The sequence below is a fragment of the uncultured Tateyamaria sp. genome (assembly GCF_947503705.1).
Taxonomy (GTDB): Bacteria; Pseudomonadota; Alphaproteobacteria; order Rhodobacterales; family Rhodobacteraceae; genus Tateyamaria.
On record NZ_CANNES010000005.1, the window covers coordinates 202899 to 222436 of the forward strand.

At 60.5% G+C, this 19538-nt stretch carries 18 protein-coding genes; 8 read left to right on the top strand and 10 right to left on the bottom strand.

Annotated features, from left to right (window positions below; translation table 11 throughout):
- Position 1: 1 nt before the first annotated feature.
- The 6 genes from Q1A44_RS13355 (at position 2) to Q1A44_RS13380 (ending at position 4772) form a co-directional block, all read left to right on the top strand.
- Entirely contained in the window at positions 2-613 is a 612-nt protein-coding gene (locus Q1A44_RS13355) for a holin-associated N-acetylmuramidase (protein ID WP_299625846.1), read from the top strand.
- Positions 604-1176, top strand: coding sequence for a holin family protein (locus Q1A44_RS13360; protein WP_299625849.1), 573 nt, complete (start codon positions 604-606; stop codon positions 1174-1176). Before Q1A44_RS13355 ends, Q1A44_RS13360 begins: the two co-directional genes overlap by 10 nt.
- A gap of 139 nt (positions 1177-1315) precedes the next feature.
- Positions 1316-3280, top strand: a complete 1965-nt coding sequence (locus Q1A44_RS13365; RefSeq protein WP_299625852.1) for a heme lyase CcmF/NrfE family subunit — start codon at positions 1316-1318, stop codon at positions 3278-3280.
- Positions 3277-3462 carry a hypothetical protein gene (locus tag Q1A44_RS13370; RefSeq protein WP_299625855.1) on the top strand — a complete coding sequence of 62 codons (186 nt, stop codon included), beginning with the start codon at positions 3277-3279 and terminating at the stop codon, positions 3460-3462. Before Q1A44_RS13365 ends, Q1A44_RS13370 begins: the two co-directional genes overlap by 4 nt.
- A gap of 13 nt (positions 3463-3475) precedes the next feature.
- Positions 3476-3922, top strand: coding sequence for a cytochrome c-type biogenesis protein (locus Q1A44_RS13375; RefSeq protein WP_299625858.1), 447 nt, complete (start codon positions 3476-3478; stop codon positions 3920-3922).
- Positions 3923-3995: 73 nt separating this feature from the next.
- The gene (locus Q1A44_RS13380) at positions 3996-4772 is read left to right on the top strand and encodes an enoyl-CoA hydratase-related protein (RefSeq protein ID WP_299625861.1); all 777 of its coding nucleotides are present in this window, start codon (positions 3996-3998) and stop codon (positions 4770-4772) included.
- Between the two features lie 51 nt (positions 4773-4823).
- Here Q1A44_RS13380 and Q1A44_RS13385 read toward each other — a convergent pair whose 3' ends face one another.
- From Q1A44_RS13385 to gltX, 4 genes are all read right to left on the bottom strand, one after another.
- A complete protein-coding gene (locus Q1A44_RS13385) occupies positions 4824-5621 on the bottom strand; it encodes a calcium-binding protein (RefSeq protein WP_299625865.1) in 798 nt (265 codons plus the stop codon).
- A gap of 210 nt (positions 5622-5831) precedes the next feature.
- Positions 5832-7556 (bottom strand): calcium-binding protein, encoded by a 1725-nt coding sequence (locus Q1A44_RS13390; RefSeq protein ID WP_299625868.1) that lies wholly within the window; start codon positions 7554-7556, stop codon positions 5832-5834.
- Positions 7557-7868: 312 nt separating this feature from the next.
- The gene (gltA, locus tag Q1A44_RS13395; protein ID WP_299625871.1) at positions 7869-9164 is read right to left on the bottom strand and encodes a citrate synthase; all 1296 of its coding nucleotides are present in this window, start codon (positions 9162-9164) and stop codon (positions 7869-7871) included.
- A gap of 104 nt (positions 9165-9268) precedes the next feature.
- A complete protein-coding gene (gltX, locus tag Q1A44_RS13400) occupies positions 9269-10669 on the bottom strand; it encodes a glutamate--tRNA ligase (RefSeq protein ID WP_299625874.1) in 1401 nt (466 codons plus the stop codon).
- 80 nt (positions 10670-10749) lie between these two features.
- On the opposite strand from gltX, the gene Q1A44_RS13405 reads away from it, so the two are divergent.
- Complete coding sequence (locus Q1A44_RS13405) at positions 10750-12840, top strand: ComEC/Rec2 family competence protein (RefSeq protein ID WP_299625877.1); 2091 nt, start codon at positions 10750-10752, stop codon at positions 12838-12840.
- Between the two features lie 76 nt (positions 12841-12916).
- Here the strand turns inward: Q1A44_RS13405 and lexA are convergent, their stop codons facing one another.
- The 6 genes from lexA to Q1A44_RS13435 all read right to left on the bottom strand — a co-directional run bounded on the left by lexA (position 12917) and on the right by Q1A44_RS13435 (position 17865).
- Entirely contained in the window at positions 12917-13612 is a 696-nt protein-coding gene (lexA, locus tag Q1A44_RS13410) for a transcriptional repressor LexA (protein ID WP_299625879.1), read from the bottom strand.
- Between the two features lie 101 nt (positions 13613-13713).
- Positions 13714-14889 carry a gephyrin-like molybdotransferase Glp gene (gene glp, locus Q1A44_RS13415; RefSeq protein ID WP_299625882.1) on the bottom strand — a complete coding sequence of 392 codons (1176 nt, stop codon included), beginning with the start codon at positions 14887-14889 and terminating at the stop codon, positions 13714-13716.
- Entirely contained in the window at positions 14886-15359 is a 474-nt protein-coding gene (moaC, locus tag Q1A44_RS13420; RefSeq protein ID WP_299625885.1) for a cyclic pyranopterin monophosphate synthase MoaC, read from the bottom strand. The genes glp and moaC overlap by 4 nt, the downstream gene beginning before the upstream one ends.
- Before the next feature lies 1 nt (position 15360).
- Complete coding sequence (trpC, locus tag Q1A44_RS13425) at positions 15361-16176, bottom strand: indole-3-glycerol phosphate synthase TrpC (RefSeq protein ID WP_299625888.1); 816 nt, start codon at positions 16174-16176, stop codon at positions 15361-15363.
- Positions 16177-16273: 97 nt separating this feature from the next.
- Positions 16274-17287 carry an anthranilate phosphoribosyltransferase gene (trpD, locus tag Q1A44_RS13430; protein WP_299625891.1) on the bottom strand — a complete coding sequence of 338 codons (1014 nt, stop codon included), beginning with the start codon at positions 17285-17287 and terminating at the stop codon, positions 16274-16276.
- The gene (locus Q1A44_RS13435; protein ID WP_299625894.1) at positions 17284-17865 is read right to left on the bottom strand and encodes an aminodeoxychorismate/anthranilate synthase component II; all 582 of its coding nucleotides are present in this window, start codon (positions 17863-17865) and stop codon (positions 17284-17286) included. The genes trpD and Q1A44_RS13435 overlap by 4 nt, the downstream gene beginning before the upstream one ends.
- 171 nt (positions 17866-18036) lie before the next feature.
- Between Q1A44_RS13435 and Q1A44_RS13440 the strand changes: the two genes are divergently transcribed.
- The gene (locus Q1A44_RS13440; protein ID WP_299625897.1) at positions 18037-19491 is read left to right on the top strand and encodes a polysaccharide deacteylase family 2 protein; all 1455 of its coding nucleotides are present in this window, start codon (positions 18037-18039) and stop codon (positions 19489-19491) included.
- Positions 19492-19538: the final 47 nt, after the last annotated feature.

Below are 19538 nucleotides of genomic sequence, written 5' to 3' on the forward strand. Positions count from 1 at the left end.
CATGCAAACTGTCAGAGAAATTGCCCAAGAGATCGTGGTGCGCGAAGGCGGCTATGTGAATGATCCGGATGATCCGGGCGGGGCCACGAATTTCGGCGTAACCATTCATACCATGCGCCGTTTGGGCTTGGACCTGGATGGCGACGGGGATGTGAATGTGGCTGACGTCAAAGCACTGACCCGCAGCCAGGCCACAGATATTTTTGTCACTCATTACTTTGAACGCCCGTTGATTGCAGAACTGCCCAGTCCGCTACACGCGACCGTATTTGACATGTATGTCAATGCAGGGGGCAATGCGGTCAAGATCCTGCAACGGCTGCTGATCGAGATGGGGCATAGCGTCGCGGTGGATGGGGCCTTGGGGCCACAATCCATTGCCGCGACCCGTGCCGCGTGGCGTGCGGCCCCGGATCACCTTGTCGACGCCTACGGCATCGCGCGGCGCAACTACTACTTCCGCATCGCGGATCGCCGCCCTGCCAGTCGTAAATTTGCGCGCACCCGGTCGGGTGCCAAAGGCGGTTGGATCAAACGGGCCGAAGAATTCATTGCGCCCCGCTATCACTTGAGCGCGGCCCAGTTTCAGCAAAGGGTAGCGTCATGGGGTTGATGGAACGGGTGTTTGGCCTGCTGTTCGGTGGCGGGGCCAATGTGGTCAAGGAGACGGTCCAGGTGTTTCGCGAAAACCGTGAGGCGGGAGCAGATCGAGCACAGGCAGTGCAAATGCAGGCGATGACCCAACTGGGTCAGGAGTTTCTGGTTCCCCGACAGGGTGGTTTTGACCGCTTTATGGACGGTGTGAACCGATTGCCGCGCCCCGCGCTGGCTCTTGGCACGCTGGGTCTGTTTGTGTCAGCCATGGTAGAGCCACTGTGGTTTGCCGAACGGATGCAAGGGATAGCGCTGGTGCCAGAGCCTCTTTGGTGGCTTTTGGGCGTGATTGTGTCGTTCTATTTTGGGGCACGTCATCAGGTGAAATCGCAGAATTTCCAGCGCGAGATTGCGTTGAGCATGGGCCGCGTGCCGCAAATGATGGAGAATGTGGCGGCCTTGCGGGCGCTGCGGGCGGACAGCGTTGGAGTTGCTGATACGGGCAAGGATGCACGGTTGACCACCGCTTCCTTGCAACCGGCCGAGAACCCGGCGCTGGACGATTGGCGCCGCGCAGCCTGAGGGGACGAAGGGGCGCTGCCCCCGTGCGCGACGGGCCGGGATTTTCCAGACCAGATAAGGTACGATGCCAGCGGTTTTGTGATGCGGCAAAAGGGCCGGGGGCATTGGCGTTTTGCCCGCCTCGGCCTATAGTTGCGGCATGATTACAGAGCTTGGCCATTTCGCCCTTATCCTCGCCTTCGTCGTGGCCCTTGTGCAGACGGTTGTTCCTCTTGTTGGCGCGTGGCGCAAACATCCCGGCTGGATGGCTGTGGCTGAGCCCGCGGCAACTACGCAATTCCTGCTGATCGGATTTTCCTTTGCGGCCCTCATGTGGGCCTTTGTCGTATCCGACTTTTCGTTGCGCTTGGTGGTGCTGAACAGCCATTCGGCCAAGCCGCTTTTGTACAAGATTTCAGGGACTTGGGGAAACCACGAAGGATCCATGCTGCTTTGGGTTCTGATCGTGGCGCTGTTCGGGGCCATGGCGGCTTGGTTCGGCGGCAATTTGCCCCCCAGCTTGCGCGCCCGGGTGCTGGCCGTGCAAGGTGCCATTGGCTTGGCCTTTCTGGCCTTTATTCTGTTCACATCGAACCCGTTTCTGCGCCTTGCCGTGCCACCCTTTGATGGGCAGGACTTGAACCCGTTGTTGCAAGATCCGGGCCTCGCCTTTCATCCGCCGTTTTTGTACCTCGGCTATGTGGGCCTGAGCATGGCGTTTTCCTTTGCTGTTGCCGCCCTGATCGAGGGACGCGTGGATGCGGCCTGGGGCCGTTGGGTGCGTCCCTGGACGCTGGCGGCGTGGGTGTTTCTGACGATCGGCATCGCGCTTGGGTCCTGGTGGGCCTATTACGAGTTGGGTTGGGGCGGTTTCTGGTTCTGGGATCCTGTGGAGAACGCATCTTTCATGCCGTGGTTGCTGGCCGCAGCGTTGCTGCATTCGGCCATCGTCGTGGAAAAGCGCGAGAGCCTGAAATCCTGGACCATCCTGCTGGCGATCCTCGCCTTTGGCTTTTCGCTGATTGGCACATTCATCGTCCGCTCGGGCCTTTTGACGTCAGTCCACGCTTTTGCGAATGACCCCGAGCGGGGCGTGTTCATCTTGATGATTATGGGCTTCTTCATGGGCGGCGCGCTGATCCTATTCGCCCTTCGTGCAGGCGCGATGGAGGCGCGGGGCGTTTTTGGCATGGTCAGTCGCGAAAGCGCGCTGGTGGCCAATAACCTGTTGCTGGCCGTGAGCTGTTTCGTAGTTTTTGTCGGCACGATGTGGCCGCTCGTGGCCGAGATGTTTTTTGACCGGAAACTGAGCGTGGGACCGCCATTTTTTAACATGGCCTTTACGCCGTTCATGGTTCTCTTGGGCCTGATCATGCCCGTGGGCGCGATGATGCCCTGGAAACGGGCCAGCCTGACCAAGGCCATGCGGCCTTTGCGCTATGCGTTTGTGCTGGCAATTGCCTGCGCGGGGTTAGCATGGGCGATGCAGTCCGGGCGGAGCCTGATAGGGCCGATGGGTGCATTCCTGGGGGCCTGGTTGGTCATGGGAGCAGCAATTGATCTGGCGAGCCGGACGGGCCAGAAATTCAATGCGAGCCGCTTGTGGCGGTTACCACGCGCTGATTGGGGCAAATCGGTGGCCCATGCCGGACTTGGTATAACGATGCTGGGTGTTGCGGGCCTAACCTCTTGGCAGTCCGAGGACATTCGGGTCGCGCAGATTGGTGCGCCCTATGAAGTGGGGGGCTATACCATCGAGTTGGATGGCGTTGAGGAATTCGAAGGGCCGAACTTCTTGTCGACCATGGCGCTGATCACCTTGTCCAAGGATGGCCAGGAAATCGCTCAGATGCGCCCTGAAAAACGGATTTATCCAGTGGCGCAGATGCCCACGACAGAGGCGGCGATCGACTATAATCTGGCGCGGGACGTCTATATCGTTATCGGTGACGAGCAGGTCAATGGAGGATGGGCGGTGCGAACTTATATCAAGCCTCTCACCAACTGGATCTGGATCGGCTGTGCCCTGATGGCGCTGGGTGGTTTCCTTTCTCTTAGCGACCGTCGGTTCCGTGTGGCGGCAGGCAGCCGCAAAGCCCAAGCGAAAACGGTGCCAGCCGAATGATGAGTGGAAAGGTGATGGGCAAAGCATTGTTCCTTGCCACGCTTTGGATTGCTATTTTGTACGCCAACAACGTCGAACCACCCTACCTTTTGTTCGCCTTCGGTGCTTCAATTTTTGTTCTTTTGGAAGAAACCAAAGCGATAGCGAAATGGTTCAAAACCTGCCTGTTTGAAAGGTCATGATGTGAGAATTTTGGTGGCTGTTTTGATCGTCAGTCTGTCCACGACAGTCGCGCTCGCACTGGACCCGTCCGAGATGCTGGATGATCCGGTACAAGAGGCGCAGGCGCGCGAATTGGATCACGCGATGCGGTGTGTCGTTTGTCAGTCGGAATCTGTCGCCTCGTCCAACGCTCAATGGGCCATCGACACCCGCCGCGTGATCCGCGAACAGGTGGCGGCGGGCAAGACCAACGACGAGATCATCGACTTTTTCGTGGAACGGTACGGCGAATTTGTCCTGATGAACCCACGGCCCAGCGGGTCAAATTGGCTCTTGTGGGCGGCGGGGCCATTGATGTTCCTCACTGCGCTCGGGGTCGGTATCGGCTATGTCCGGGCGCGCAGCAAAGCGCCACAGCCGATCCAAACCGGCCTGAGCGAGGACGAAGCCAAACGCTTGCGCGAAATTCTCGACGAGTGACGCGTCGTTTGGGCTTTTCTGAACCGAACGGTTTGGTATTGAGGGGTAGTTCGCACCCTTAGGAGGCCGCGCCATGAATTACGAGACCCTCACCTATGCGCTTGAGGACGGCATTGCGCTGATCACTTTGAACCGGCCAGACGTGATGAATGCGCTCACGACCCAAATGCGGGCCGAGATCGAAGACGCTGTTAAAACTGGCGGCCAAGCGGCGCGGGTCGTGGTGCTGACCGGGGCAGGGCGCGCGTTCTGTTCGGGGCAGGATCTGGGGGATCGGGCCAATGCGGGCAACCTTGATCTGGAACGGACGCTGCGCGATGAATACACGCCGATGCTGAACGCCATCATCGACTGCCCGGTGCCGACGATTGCGGCGGTGAATGGGGCTGCGGCGGGTGCGGGTGCGAACCTTGCTTTGGCGTGCGATGTGGTGATTGCCAGTGACAAAGCGTATTTCCTTCAGGCCTTTACACGCATCGGACTGATCCCGGATGCTGGTGGCACCTATGTAATGCCGCGCACGATGGGCATGGCCAAAGCGATGGGGGCGGCGCTGTTTGCGGACAAGATCAGTGCACGCGATGCAGATGCCTGGGGCCTGATCTGGGAAGCGGTTGAAGACGAGGCTTTTGATGCGCAATGGCGGGCCCGGGCAACCCATCTTGCGACCGGCCCGACCAAGGCCTTTGCCGCGGCCAAGCGTGTGATCCGTGCCAGTTGGCACAATGACCTTGAGGCGCAATTGGCCGTGGAAGCAACAGAGCAGGGCGATTGCGGCCAAAGCCGCGACTTCCGCGAGGGCGTCCTGGCCTTTGTCGAAAAGCGCAAGCCTGACTTCGAAGGGCGATAAGCCCGGCTTTCGCGCCCGCCAGTGTCTAAACGGCGGCGGGTCAAAGGTACCTTACACCAAGCGTTCAAGGATGATCGACGTCTCGGCCTGAAGGTCGAAGAAGTCGGCATTCTCGAAATAGGCCACGATCCGTCCGTCCACGACCAAGGTTGCGGTGCCGTCATCGTCCTCACCAAAGAACACGTTGGGTTCGGTGTTTCCCTCGTAGGAATAGACAATATCGTCCTGCACGGCGTTGAAATCGGTGATCTGTACGGGTTCATCGGGGTCGACCCATTGGCCGACATTGACCAGGTCGCTGCCACTGCCGGTGTTCACCACATCGTTGCTGCCCGCGATGATGATATCATTGCCCACACCGCCGTTCAGCGTGTCCGCTTCGCCGGTATCGGCATCCAGATCAATAAAGCTTTCGATATCCGCGTCCGTGAGCGTGGTGCCCGTCAGAACGGCGTTCTGAGTTGCATCGAACAGGCCACGCGCGTCGATGATGTCTGCGCCGCTGATTTGATCGTCACCCACATCGCCGTTAATCACATCCTCACCTGCACTGCCAAAGATCAGGTCATCTCCCGCGCCGCCGCGCAGGAAGTCATCACCGGATTCGCCCACGATCAGGTCATCACCATCGCCACCAAAGACGCGGTCGTCATCTGCGCCGGCCAGAACCACATCATCGCCACCCGCCGCGAACACGGTGTCGTCACCACCGCCCGTGTCGATCAAGTCGTCGCCCTGGCTGCCTTGTGCGCGTTCGTCGCCCTCGTTGAAAGAGTTGTCATCGTCGTCCCCGTTCAGGCCGATTATCAAACCGATCCCGAGCAAGCCCAAAAGCGCGAATCCAAACATGGCACTATCCCCTCATACATGTCAGTCTGTCTTGTATCGTAGCGGGTCGAAGTCGATCAAACTTTATCGAGCATTGTTCACCAGACGTGCACAATGCCCTGTAGCGTGTTGAACTGGAACGAAAAACCGCTCAATCCCAGGTTTGTAAACGCAACAGGCAGGCACCGATAAACAGCGCCTGCCTGAATGCGTGAAACCAAAGTACTGCGATCAGAAGTTGGGGTTGAAAACGTCGCCGGGCACGTCTGAAACCAACTGCACCTGATCAGCGGTCAGGCCTGCACCGCCTGTGACCTGTGCCAGGATTTCGCCGTCCACTAGGATGCTTGCTTCCGCGCCTTCGGTCTCGATCGTGATGACCGGATCGCTGTCTGACATCGCGCCATCCAACACAAGGAACAACTCATCCTCGGCGCTGTCAAAGTCGGTGATGACTGCCGCGCCAAGGCCATTGCCCAGGCTGTTTTGCAGCAGGTTAAAGTCATCCGCGCCTGTCCCGCCCGTTGCAGTGTCGCCCGCACCAAAGAAGAGCAGATCAGCGCCGGTGCCGCCATCAAGAAGGTCCGCCGCCCCGTCATCCTGCAAGAAGCCCGCGTCTTCCAATGCGATGCCAATGGCGTCTTCGATTGTGGCACCGTCACGCAGGGCGCTCAACTCTTCGGTGCTTAGTGGATTTGCCACCAGTTCGCCGCTCACCAGAACGTCGGCGCGTTGGCCGCCGCTCAGCGTGTCTTCGCCAAGGCCACCGATTACGGTGTCGTCTTGGGTGCCGCCGTTGACAAGGTCATTGCCATCATTGCCGTCCACCCAGTCCTCGCCCGCATTGCCGGACAGGGAATCATCGCCGCCCCGGCCTTGCAGCAGGTCGTTGTCGGCATTGCCGTTGATACGGTCAAAGCCCGCTTCGCCCTGGATAATGTCAGCGCCGCCGTCGCCGTTCAGCGTGTCATCGCCAAAGCCGCCCGTGATATCGTCATTGCCACCGCCCGCGTTCAGGATGTCATCGGCCTCGCCCAAGTCAAAGGTTTCGGCGTCATCCGTGCCGTTGGTGACAGGGGGCTCAACCTCGGTGTCTTCATTCGCCAGGGCGATTTCAACATCATCAGCGCTTAGGTTGCCGGCGGCCCCCACAACACGCGCAATCTCTTCGCCGTCCACGCTGACTACGGCATCGTCGCCATCATCCGCGACGGTGATATCAGCGTCTTCGGCCGCTTCGGCCGTCTGGAAATAGACCAGCACCGCGTCGGTACCGGGCTTGTAATCCTCGATCGTCGCGGCGCCAGAGCCGTCCTCGGCCAGTTCTCCAAACACGGCAAAGCTGTCTGCGCCTGCGCCGCCCGTTGCGCTATCACCGGCGCCAAACAGCAGGAAGTCGTTGCCATTGCCGCCGTCCAGCGTGTCGGCATCACCATCGTCCACAATCTGGTTGGAGGCGGGCAAGAGGTCTTCGAGGTTGGCACCATCGCGGATCTGCGCCAGTTGTTCGGTCGTGAATGGAGTTGCTGCGAATTCGCCGCCGATCAAAATATCATCGTCGTTCCGGCCAAAGATCGCATCTTCGCCTTCGCCACCGATCACCACATCGTCACCGCTGCCGCCGCGGACAAGGTCGTTGCCGTCGTTGCCGTCCACCCAATCACTGCCGGAGAAGCCCTGGACGGTATCGTCTTGGCCGCGACCCTGCATCAGGTCGTTCCCGGCCTCGCCCAGCATGACGTCTTCACCGCCGCCGCCCTGCATCACGTCGTCGCCTGCGCCGCCGCTCATCAGGTCACCGCCGAGCAGGCCCAGAATGATGTCATCGCCGTCGCCACCGGTTAGCGTGTCTTCGTCCGATGTGCCGGTTTCCATGACACCATCGTCCTCTTCATTCGCATTCACAGACAGCGCGTCGGTGAAAAGGGCGGGAAACAGCGATAGCAGAAAAAGCATGGCAGACCTCGGCAGATACATTCATTCGTTAATTATTGATGAATGATTGATCCTGTTTCCCAGAACTGTCAACGCAGGCGCCCGATTGTGTCGTTTGTGGCACCAATATGACAAAATGCGGGTGATTGTTTGCAACGTTAAATCCTTGATCACAAAGGAAAAGGCCCGCCAGACAGAGCTGACGGGCCTTTATGTGCATTTCGGAGGGTATATTGCCTAATTGGCGTCCGAATTGAGAGCGTTTTACCAAATCATCTCAGGGTTGAGAGTAAACTCTCCCATTCCGGGAATTGGTAATAAACACCGAATCTGTTAGCGGTTTTCAATGTCCACATAATCGCGCGACGTTTCGCCCAGATAGAGCTGCCGGGGGCGACCGATCTTGTTTTGTGGATCGGCGATCATCTCTTTCCACTGCGAAATCCAGCCAACGGTGCGCGACAGCGCAAAGATGGGCGTGAACATCGAAGTGGGGAAACCCATGGCCTCAAGAATGATGCCCGAGTAGAAGTCCACATTCGGGAACAGCTTTTTCTCGGCGAAGTACGGATCTTCGAGCGCCGCTTTTTCAAGTTCTTTGGCGACCTGAAGGACCGGGTTGTTTTCGACACCCAAGAGGTCCAGCACTTCGTCAGCCGATTGCTTCATCACGGTGGCGCGGGGGTCGTGGTTTTTGTAGACCCGATGGCCAAAGCCCATCAGGCGGAACGGGTCTTCTTTATCTTTCGCGCGCGCGATGAATTCGGGGATACGGTCGACCGTGCCAATCTCCTTGAGCATCTCAAGGCAGGCCTGGTTCGCACCACCGTGGGCCGGACCCCAAAGGCACGCGATGCCCGCCGCGATACAGGCGAAGGGGTTTGCCCCGGATGACGAAGCCAAGCGCACGGTCGAGGTCGACGCGTTCTGCTCGTGATCGGCATGCAGTGTAAAGATGCGGTCCATGGCCCGGCTCAGGATCGGATTCACTTCATAATCTTCAGCGGGCACGGCGAAACACATGCGCAGGAAGTTCGACGCGTAGTCCAGATCATTGCGCGGATAGACAAAGGGCTGTCCGATAGAGAACTTGTAAGCCCAAGCCGCAATCGTCGGCATTTTGGCAATCAGACGGATCGAAGCGACTTCACGCTGGTGCGCGTCATGGATGTCGGTGCTGTCGTGATAAAAGGCCGACATGGCCCCCACAACGCCCGTCATGATCGCCATCGGGTGCGCATCACGGCGGAAACCGCGATAGAAATACACCATTTGCTCGTGAAGCATTGTGTGGTTTGTCACCAGGCTTTCAAACTCTTCGAGCTGTGCGGCAGAGGGCAGGGCACCATACAGAAGCAGATAGCAGACTTCGAGGTAGTGTGATTTTTCCGCAAGCTGATCAATGGGATAGCCGCGATGCAACAACACACCTTCGCCGCCGTCGATAAAGGTGATCGTGCTGTCGCAGCTGGCAGTCGAGGTAAAGCCGGGGTCATAGGTGAACACACCTGCCTGACCGTAGAGCTTGCGAATATCGACCACGTCGGGACCGGCAGTGGGCGAATGGATCGGCAAGTCGTAAGTATCGTCGCCAATCGTCAATTTTGCAGTCTTGGGTGCTTCAGCCATCAGGTCTCTTCCTTTCGTCACAGGCGGCGCAGCGCGCCACGTGTCACCACCTATGCGGGTGGTTCCATCATTAGACTACGCACCTTTTGTGACAGGTGAAACCGTCAGGCCGCAGCGTCCTCGAGCCTGGCAAGGGTTTCTTCGCGTCCCAGAACCAGCATCATGTCAAAAACCGAAGGCGTCACGGCCCGCCCCGCAAGAGCCGCCCTGAGGGGGCCTGCAAGTTTGCCGAATTTGGTGTCCTTCTGGGCTGCAAAACCGTTCAGGATCGCCTCTAGGCTGTCACGCTCCCAAGTAACGCTTTGCAGCTGCGGCGTCAATTCCTTCAGTATACCACGGGATACCGGATCAAGCGCTTTTGCGGCCTTGTCATCTGGCGTGATCGGACGGGTCGTTAGGATAAAGTGAGCTTTATCAAGGAGTTCCGGGAAGGTCTTGGACCGCTCTTTGACGAATGGCAGTGCGTCCATCAGTCCCTTTTGTTGCAGATCATTCAGCGCAGCCATGTCTGCCGCAGCCCGAAATTCGAGAATTTCGCGCTGCAATGCAGCATCATCCGCCTGTGCCATATGCTGGCCACACAGATTTTCGAGCTTTTTGACGTCGAACCGCGCAGGGCTTTTGCCGATCCCGTTCAGGTCAAACCAGTCTTGCGCCTGCGCATCGGTGAAAAATTCGTGGTCCCCATGGCTCCAGCCCAGACGGGCGAGATAGTTGCGCATGCCAGCCGCGGGATAACCCATGACCTGATATTCCTGCGCGCCCAACGCTCCGTGCCGTTTCGACAGTTTCTTGCCATCGGGGCCGTGGATCAGCGGGATATGGGCCCAAACCGGAACGTCCCAACCCATCGCGTCATAAATCATCATTTGCCGCGCTGCATTGTTGAGGTGGTCGTCGCCCCTGATGACATGGGTGACGCCCATGTCATGGTCATCGACCACAACGGCCAGCATATAGACGGGCGTGCCGTCGCCGCGCAGCAGCACCATATCGTCAAGCTGTTCGTTGCCGATCGTCACGTCGCCCTGCACCGCGTCGCGGATCACGGTGGTCCCATCTTGTGGCGCCTTGATCCGCACGACAAAGGGCTTGTCGGGGAACGTCGCCGGATCGGCATCGCGCCATGGAGACCGGAAAAGGGTCGAATGGCCTTTTGCTTTGGCCGCCTCGCGAAAGGCCGCAATTTCGTCCTGGGTCGAGAAGCACTTGTATGCTTTGCCCTCGGCCAACAAGAGATTGGCAACCTCAGCATGGCGGTCGGCGCGTTCAAACTGGCTGATCACCTCGCCGTCATGGTCCAGACCCAGCCACGCCATCCCGTCCAGGATCGCTTGCGTTGCCTCGGGGGTCGAACGCGCCCGGTCCGTGTCTTCGATCCGCAGCAGGAACTTGCCGCCTCGGCCGCGGGCATAAAGCCAGTTGAACAGCGCGGTGCGCGCACCGCCAATGTGCAAAAAGCCCGTGGGCGAGGGCGCAAAACGGGTGACAACCGGTGTAGACATGAGGCGCGTTTACCTTTCCGTAACCATAATGGTTCTAGGGTTTTCCTTCCTACTATCCACCATGGGCGCAAGGGGCAAGCATGGGCCTTGGCATTGCCTTTCGGCAGATGATGTTGCACCAGCGCGGCGGGCTTTTCGGCTGGCTGCCGGTCGGCATGGCTACGGGCATTGCACTATATTTCGGGGTCCGGTTCGAACCGTCATTGGCGGTGTTCGTGGGTGTTGTTGTGGCCGGTTTGACCCTGATCTGCGCTGCGCGCGTGCTGGATGAAAGCCTGTCGCCGATCCCCGTTTTTTTTACCATGGTGGCCTTGGGTTTTGCGCTGGCAGGATGGCGGGCGCACTCCGTGGCCGGGCCGGTGATCGATTGGCGCTATTACGGGCCGATCGAAGGGCGCATCGTCGGCATGGACCGCAGCGGCTCCGACGCTGTGCGCCTGACCCTAGACCGTGTCAAACTGGACCGCGTCGCGCCCCAAGATACGCCCAGACGTGTACGTATTTCCCTGCATGGTGACCCCGATCTGGGCGTGGCCCCGGTGCCTGGTTTGCGGATTATGACCACCGGTCATCTCAGCCCGCCGGGCGGCCCGGTTGAGCCGGGCGGTTTTGACTTCCAACGTCACGCCTGGTTCGCGCAACTGGGCGCTGTTGGCTATGTCCGAGTGCCGATTCTGGCCATCGCGGCGGCAGAATTCGACATGGCCCAGATGATCTTTCGCATTCGGATGGCGGCGTCGGCGCGGGTTCGGGACGTGCTGCCGGGTGATATCGGTGGTTTTGCCGCTGCCGTGACGACCGGGGATCGCAGCGGTATCAGCCAAGCGGGGCTGGAAGCCTTGCGCGCTTCGAATACCGCGCACTTGCTGGCGATTTCGGGGCTGCACATGGGGCTGCTCAGCGGCTTTGTCTTCGGCCTTTTGCGGCTGTGCTTCGCCTTGATCCCGGCGGTTGCGTTGCGCTGGCCTGCGCGCAAATTGGCGGCGGGTGGGGCACTCGTTGCGGCGTCAGTGTATTTGACCTTGTCTGGTGGAAACGTGGCCACGGAACGCGCATTTGTCATGGTTGCCGTTGCACTGTGCGCCGTGATGATCGACCGTCGTGCACTCAGCCTGCGCGCCGTGGCCATGGCCGCGATGATCGTGCTTGCCCTGCGGCCCGAGGCGCTGATGGGGCCGGGATTTCAAATGTCCTTTGCCGCGACAACGGCGCTGGTGGCCGTTTTCGGTTGGATGCGCGACGTGCCGCGCGGTCCAAAATGGGCGCAACCGCTGATCGGGTTGATCGTCTCCTCCTCTGTTGCGGGGCTGGCCACAGCGCCGATCGGAGCGGCACATTTCAACGCGGTGGCCCATTACGGGCTGCTAGCGAACCTCTTTAGCGTGCCGCTCATGGGGGTGCTGGTTATCCCCGCGGCGGTGCTTGCGCTGCTCTTGTCGCCCTTCGGGCTCGAGGCCGTGGGGCTGTGGCTGATGGGCGGCGGGTTGGCCTGGATCTTGTGGGTGGCTGAAACCGTCTCGGGGTTGGATGGGGCGCGGGGCTATGTTCCGGGGCCAAACCCATGGGTGTTACCGATGATGGCGCTTGGCGCACTTTTTGTCATCCTGTGGCGCGGGAAGATGCGTTTTGCGGGTGTGGCGGTGATCGGGGGCGCGCTGGCCTTGTGGCAGACCGGCGATCGGCCCGCGATCCTGATTGCCGACACCGGCGCGCTGGTCGGTGTGATGACCGCGCAGGGACGCGCATTGAGCAAGGAGAAAGGGGCCGGATTCGTCGCCCGCAATTGGTTGGAGAATGACGGGGATGGGGTCGACCAAGCCTTGGCTGCGGGGCGATGGCAAAGCGGCGATGCCGAATGGCTCGACGGCCGCGTTGTCCATCTAAGCGGCAAGCGTGCACTTGCTGGTTTCTCGGGCTGCACCCCGGGGCAGATCGTCGTGGCCAACGGCAAGATTGCACGCGACGCGCTGACCATCGACTGCCTGCTGCTGGATGCAACGACGCTGCGCAAGACGGGGGCCGTAGCGGTGATTGGTGAAGGGGCAGACGCGCGTCTCGTGACGTCGCGCGATATCACCGGCGACCGGATGTGGTCGGGATGGGGCAAACACTCTAATCCGGCGTTGACGCTGGATGCGAAAGCCCGTCGCCTTGCGCAGAAAACGAAATAGGGCGGACCAGAACGGACCGCCCCGAAGATATGCAAAACCGCGTAAGGAGTGCCTACTGTTGCGCCATAGTCTTGGTTCAATAAGTGCGGATCAGACCCACAAGGCGACCCTGCACCTTGACTTGACCCACCGGAAAAACGCGGGTCTCGTAGGCTGGGTTGGCGGCCTCAAGCGCGATGCTGTCCCCGCGGCGAACATAGCGTTTCAATGTGGCTTCGTGATCTTCGACCAACGCCACAACGATATCGCCATTATCAGCTGACGACGTCTCGCGGATCACCACCACGTCCCCATCGTTGATGCCCGCCTCGATCATCGAATCGCCCTTGACCTCAAGGGCATAATGGTCGCCTTGCGCCGACAGCATCTGGCTGGGCACGGCAACGGAATGGGATTGTTCGGAGATCGCGGAAATCGGCACACCGGCTGCAATCCGACCCATCACCGGCAATTCCACGGCGCTCGCCTCGACAGCAATGGCAGCATTCGGGGGCGGCACATCGGGCCTGTCGCCATCAATGACGCGCGGGGCAAAGCCGCCCGCAGGACCGCCGAGGCTTTCGGGCAAGCGCACAACCTCGATGGCGCGGGCGCGGTGGGCCAGACGGCGGATGAACCCACGTTCCTCTAAAGCTGTGATCAGCCGGTGGATGCCGGATTTGGAACGCAGATCCAGCGCTTCTTTCATTTCGTCAAAGCTGGGGGGGACGCCATCGCGTTGCACCCGCTTGTGAATGAACTCCAGCAGATCCAGCTGCTTTTTCGTCAACATGCCCGTTCCTCCAATTCCAAGGTGAATGATCCACCACCGGTCCCATGGATGCCCCATGGGTTTGGTTTTGTTCTACGGACGTTCCCCTTTTGTGTCAACAATTAGTCAATGGCGATGACATCGATCTCTGTGCCTGCGGGGTGAGCGGGGTCATGAGGCGGGCGTACCATCAGTGCATTTGCCGCCGCCAGTACCGAAAGGAGCGAGCTGTCCTGCAGCCCCGCACTGCGCACAGTGCCATCGACCACAATCGCGCGCATGTAGTGTTCGCGCGGGCCGTTGGCGTCAATGCCGCCTGTCAGAGGCAGGCGGATGCGCGAAGCAGGGGCGCGGCCTAACCCCATCATCGCACGCAGCATCGGCACCAGAAAAATGGTGCCGCAAACCATGGCAGATACCGGGTTTCCCGGCAGGCCGACCATCGGCACGCCGCCCAATCGTCCGGCCATCAACGGTTTGCCCGGGCGCATCGCGACTTTGTAGAATGCCTGATCCATGCCGAGGTCGGCCGCCACGTCGGCCACCAGATCATGATCACCGACGGACGCGCCGCCAATGGTCACAACGAGGTCGGCGCCCTGCGACAAGCCCAACACCGTCGCAAGCGAAGCATGACTGTCACGCGCAATGGGCAGGATGCGGGCCGAGGCCCCCGCGTTCTCGAGCAAGGCCGCCAGACCAAAGGTGTTGGACGCGATGATCTGGTCCGGCCCGGGTGTCTCGCCCGGCATTACCAATTCGTCGCCGGTGGAGATCAGAGCCACGACAGGCTTGCGCACAACAGGAACGTCCGGGCAGTTCATTGAAGCCAGCAGCGCCACATCGCCGGGGCTGAGTTTGCGAGGCGCGCTCATGATCGTGCCTTGGGTGAAATCGACGCCTGCAGGGCGGATGTTGTCCTTGGGGCCCGGGTCGTCCGTGATGGTAATCAAGGCACCTGAACGGGTCACATCCTCTTGGATCACGACCTTGTCCGCCCCATCAGGCACCGGCGCGCCGGTAAAGATACGCACTGCCTGACCGGGGCCCAGCGTGCCTTTCCAGCTATGGCCCGCGGCGGCCTCTCCTACAACTTTGAATTGGGCATGCAGATCGGCCTCAACGCTTTTCAGCGCGTAGCCGTCCATCGACGATGCGGCAAAGGGCGGTTGCGTGCGGGTCGCGGCCATTGGTTCGGCCAACACCCGTCCTGCCGCAGAACGCAGCGGCACAGTTTCTGTTGGCAATGCATCAGCGAGGTCAAATAGGTGATCAAGGGCCTGAGCGACGGTGATCATGTCGCCTCGTAACGTCCTGATTTACCGCCATCTTTCAGCATGACGCGCAGCCCGCCAATCTCCATCCCCTTGTCGACGGCCTTGGCCATGTCATAGACCGTGAGGGCGCAGGTGGAGGCGGCGGTCAGCGCTTCCATTTCGACACCCGTTTGACCGGTTGTCTTGACTGTAGCGGTAATGCGCAGGCCCGGTAGGTCCGCGTCGGGCTCAAGCTCCACCGAAACCTTGGATATGGGCAATGGGTGACAGAGGGGGATCAGATCGGAGGTCTTTTTGGCCCCCATGATACCAGCAAGACGCGCAACGCCGATAACATCACCCTTCTTGGCACGGCCTTCGGTAATAATTTCAAAGGTTTCCGGGCGCATCTTGATCCACGTCTCAGCCACCGCAATGCGGTCAGTGATGGCCTTATCAGACACGTCCACCATATGGGCCGCGCCGTGGTCGTCAAAGTGGGTCAACCCCATCTTACATGCCTCCGCCTGCAACCAACGGATTGGCCAGGATCGTGCGCGTCGCCGCGGCGACATCCTCCTGGCGCATCAGGCTTTCGCCGATGAGGAAGGAACGCGCGCCATACATGGCGAGATTGGCCAGATCCTGTGGGGTGTTCAGGCCGCTCTCGGCGACAATAGTTCTGTCAGCGGGCACCAGTTTCGACAGCTTGCGTGTGGTGTCCAAGGTGACCTCGAATGTCTTGAGGTTGCGGTTGTTGATCCCCACAAGGGGGCTTTTGAGCAGGCTTGCGCGCTCCAGCTCGGGCTGGTCATGGACTTCGATCAACACATCCATGCCCCATTCATGGGCGCAGTCCTCAAGCTCGGACGCTTGGGTATCGCTCACGCTTGCCATGATGATCAGGATGCAATCGGCCCCCAACGCGCGGGCTTCGGCCACTTGATAGGTGTCGTACATGAAGTCCTTGCGCAGAACCGGCAGATCGCAGGCCGCACGAGCTTGAATAAGAAACTCCTTGGCACCCTGAAAGCTGGGTGTGTCGGTGAGGACAGACAGGCACGTCGCCCCGCCTTCGGCATAGGCGCTGGCGATGGTGGCGGGATCAAAGTCCTCACGGATCAAGCCTTTGGACGGGCTGGCTTTCTTCACCTCTGCGATCAACCCATAGCTTTCGCGGCTGGCCCGTTGCAGGGCGTCGGCGAAGGGTCGGACAGGGGAGGCCTCGCGCGCTTCTGCCTCGACGGCCTCCAGCGGTTTGGCCTCTTTGTCAGCGGCCACCTCTTCGAGCTTGTAGGCTTTGATGCGGTCCAGGATTGTATCGGTCATTGGGTTTGCTCGTGTTGCCAGTGCGGGACGGGGGGCCAGCCCCCGAGACCTCCGGGATATGTTTCGGCCAAAAGAAGCTGTCAGGCCAGGATGAGGTTCAAGACTGCGTAATCTGTGCCACGGCTTTGATTTTAGCGGCTGCCGCGCCACTGTCGATGCTTTCTTGCGCCATTGCCACGCCGCCCTTGAGGCTGTCTACCTTACCCACAACTTTCAGTGCGGCAGCGGCATTCAAGAGCACCGCGTCACGATAAGCACCGGGCGCGCCATCCAGTAGGGCGCGGAAAGCTTGCGCGTTTTCCTCGGGCGTGCCGCCAATGATATCTTCGAATGGGTGGATGGGCAGGCCCGCTTCTTCGGGATGCACCTCAAAATCTGTAACCGTGCCATTTTCCAAGCCCGAGACCCAAGAGACGCCGGTAATCGTCAGCTCATCCGTGCCATCCGAGCCGTGCACCATCCAGGCGGCATCAGAGCCGAGCTGCGCCAGCGTCTCGGCCATGGGGCGAATAAGATCGCGCGAGAACGCCCCTGTCAGTTGCCGCTTGACGCCTGCCGGGTTGGTAAGGGGCCCAAGGATATTGAAAATCGTGCGGGTGCCCAATTCGGCCCGTGTGGGCATGACATGGGCGATGGCGGGGTGGTGCATGGGCGCCATCATAAAGGCGATGCCCGCCTGTTCCAGCGCCTTTTCAACCACTTGTGGGCCAACCATCACGTTGATCCCCATCTGGGTCAGCGCATCTGCGGCCCCGGATTTGGAGCTGAGGTTGCGGTTGCCATGCTTGGCCACGGTCACACCAGCCCCGGCCACCACAAAAGCAGTGGCGGTCGAGATGTTGAGCGTTCCTTTGCCGTCGCCGCCCGTGCCGACGATGTCCATGGCCCCTTCGGGCGCGCGCACGGCATTGCATTTGGCGCGCATCACTGCGGCTGCGGCGGCATATTCATCGACCGTTTCGCCGCGTGTGCGCAACGCCATCAAAAGGCCGCCGATCTGGCTGGGCGTGGCCTCACCCTCAAAGAGAATCTGGAAGGCTGCTTCGGCCTGATCACGGGTCAGGGGGCCATTCGCGGCCGCATCAATCAGGGGTTTGAGCGCGTCACTCATACGGTCACCGGCATCATATCGACAAAGTTCTGCAACATCGCATGCCCGTGTTCGGAACGGATGGATTCGGGGTGGAATTGCACGCCATGGATCGGCAAATCGCGATGAGCGAGGCCCATAATCGTGCCGTCTTCCAGCTCTGCCGTGACGTCCAGGCAGTCGGGCAGGGTGGCCCGATCAACGATCAGCGAATGGTAACGGGTGGCGGCAAAGGGGCTTGGCAATCCTTTGAATACGCTGGTACCGGTGTGATGCATCGTTCCAAGCTTGCCATGAACAATCTCGCCTGCGCGCACGACCTTGCCGCCAAAGGCCTGTCCGATGCTCTGGTGGCCGAGGCAGACGCCCATCAGCGGGGTCCGTGTTTCAGCCGCCGCTGCCGTCAATGCAAGACAAATGCCAGCCTGATCAGGATCGCACGGACCGGGCGACAACAAGATGCCGCTGGGCCGCATGCCCATCGCTTCTTGCACATCCAAAGCGTCATTGCGCCGGACAACAACATCGGCGCCCAGACTGCCAAGATAGTGGACCAGATTGTAGGTAAAACTGTCGTAATTGTCGATCAGCAGCAGCATGGTCGTATTCAGTGTTCCAAGGGGCGGCCAAGGCCAGTATAGTTTGGCGCATACATGCTCAGGCTTGCCCGCCAGCGTCAAGGGCCGGGCGGGCGGAGCAAGCGGATAAAGCAGTCTGGTGCGCGTACATCGCAAAGCGGGGCGCAAAGCCAAAGCAGGCGGAGACAGAACATGGCACGGGGTTTTCTAAGCGGAATGATCTGGGGTGGCGTGGTCAGCGTGGCCGGGGCAGGTATCGTGTCGGTGTTGGCAGATGCACCTTCACGGCCCGATGTGGCCGCCACCGCGCCGATTGGGGCTGCGGCACCGGGTGCGGCCGATACCAGCACCGCCGATGCGGTGACCGATGCCGACCTTGTCCGCGATGGTTTGGCGCAACCCTCAACAGCGCCCAGCGTTGACGACGTCAGTGCAGCAGCCGAGGCGGGCTCCGACACGCCTGTGGTGCCACAGACCGGCGGCGCAGATGGGTTGAGCGGTCCTGCGCAACCAGCAGACAGTGCCGCAGTGACTGTACCGGATCAGGCCCCCGTTTTGCCTAGCCCGCAAGCGGCGCTGCCATCCGCGCCAGACACAGAAGGGGCTTTGTCGATCTCAACCGATCCGGCACAACCCCCTGCGCCAGATGTGCCAGAGGTGGACAGCGCCTTTGCCGATGCACCGGGCCCCGCAGAGGTCGAAGAGAGCGTCATTACGCCGGAGCAACCTGTGCTACTGGAAGAGACGGAAGCTGAGACTGCCGAAACAACGCCAGTAGCGCCAGCCACCCCGGAAGCTCCGCAGGAGGACGTTGTTGCCGCCCTGCCGTCGGCCCTGGATCCTGCGCCCGCGATCACTGATGGGCCGCGCATCGGACGTCGTGCCACATCGCTGGTAGACCGTACACCAGAGGTGCCGGATGCAGCACCCGAAACTCCTGTTCCTGCGGCCAGTGGCTTGCCGCCAATAGAGGCCTTTGCCGCCGCCTTCGAGAACCCCGAAAACAAGCCGATGATGGCCATCGTTTTGCTCGACAGTGGTGTCGACCTGACGGGCGGGCCCGTTGGTTTGGCCGCATTGCAGAGCTTTCCTTACCCGCTCAGCTTTGCCGTCGATGTGAGCCTGCCGGATGCAGGCGCCCGGATGGCAGATTACCGTGCGCAAGGGTTTGAGGTTCTGGCCGCGATTGACCTGCCCCAAGGAGCAACCGCGGGGGATGTCGAGGTCAACCTGTCTGCTGCCTTGTCGGCGGTGCCCGAGGTTGTCGGTGTGATCGAAGGGGTCGGCACCGGTCTTCAGGAAAGCCGCGAGGCGTCGGATCAGGTCACCGAGGCGCTCAAGGCGTCGGGCCATGGTCTCGTTTTGCAGTCCAAGGGGCTGAACACCGCCCAAAAGCTTGCCGTGCGCGAAGGCGTGCCAACCGGGCTGATCTTTCGCGATTTTGACAGTGCGGGACAAACACCCTCGGTCATTCGCCGGTTTCTGGACCAGGCCGCGTTTCGGGCGGGCCAGGAGGGGGGCGTGATCATGATGGGGCGGGTGCGCCCCGATACGATTTCGGCTCTGCTGCTTTGGGGGTTGGCGGATCGGGCAGAACGTGTGGCACTTGCCCCGATCTCTGCGGTTCTGACATCCGGCGCGCCATAGCCCTTGGCGCACCAATAACCAAACTTTGGATGGATGCGCAGAGGGCG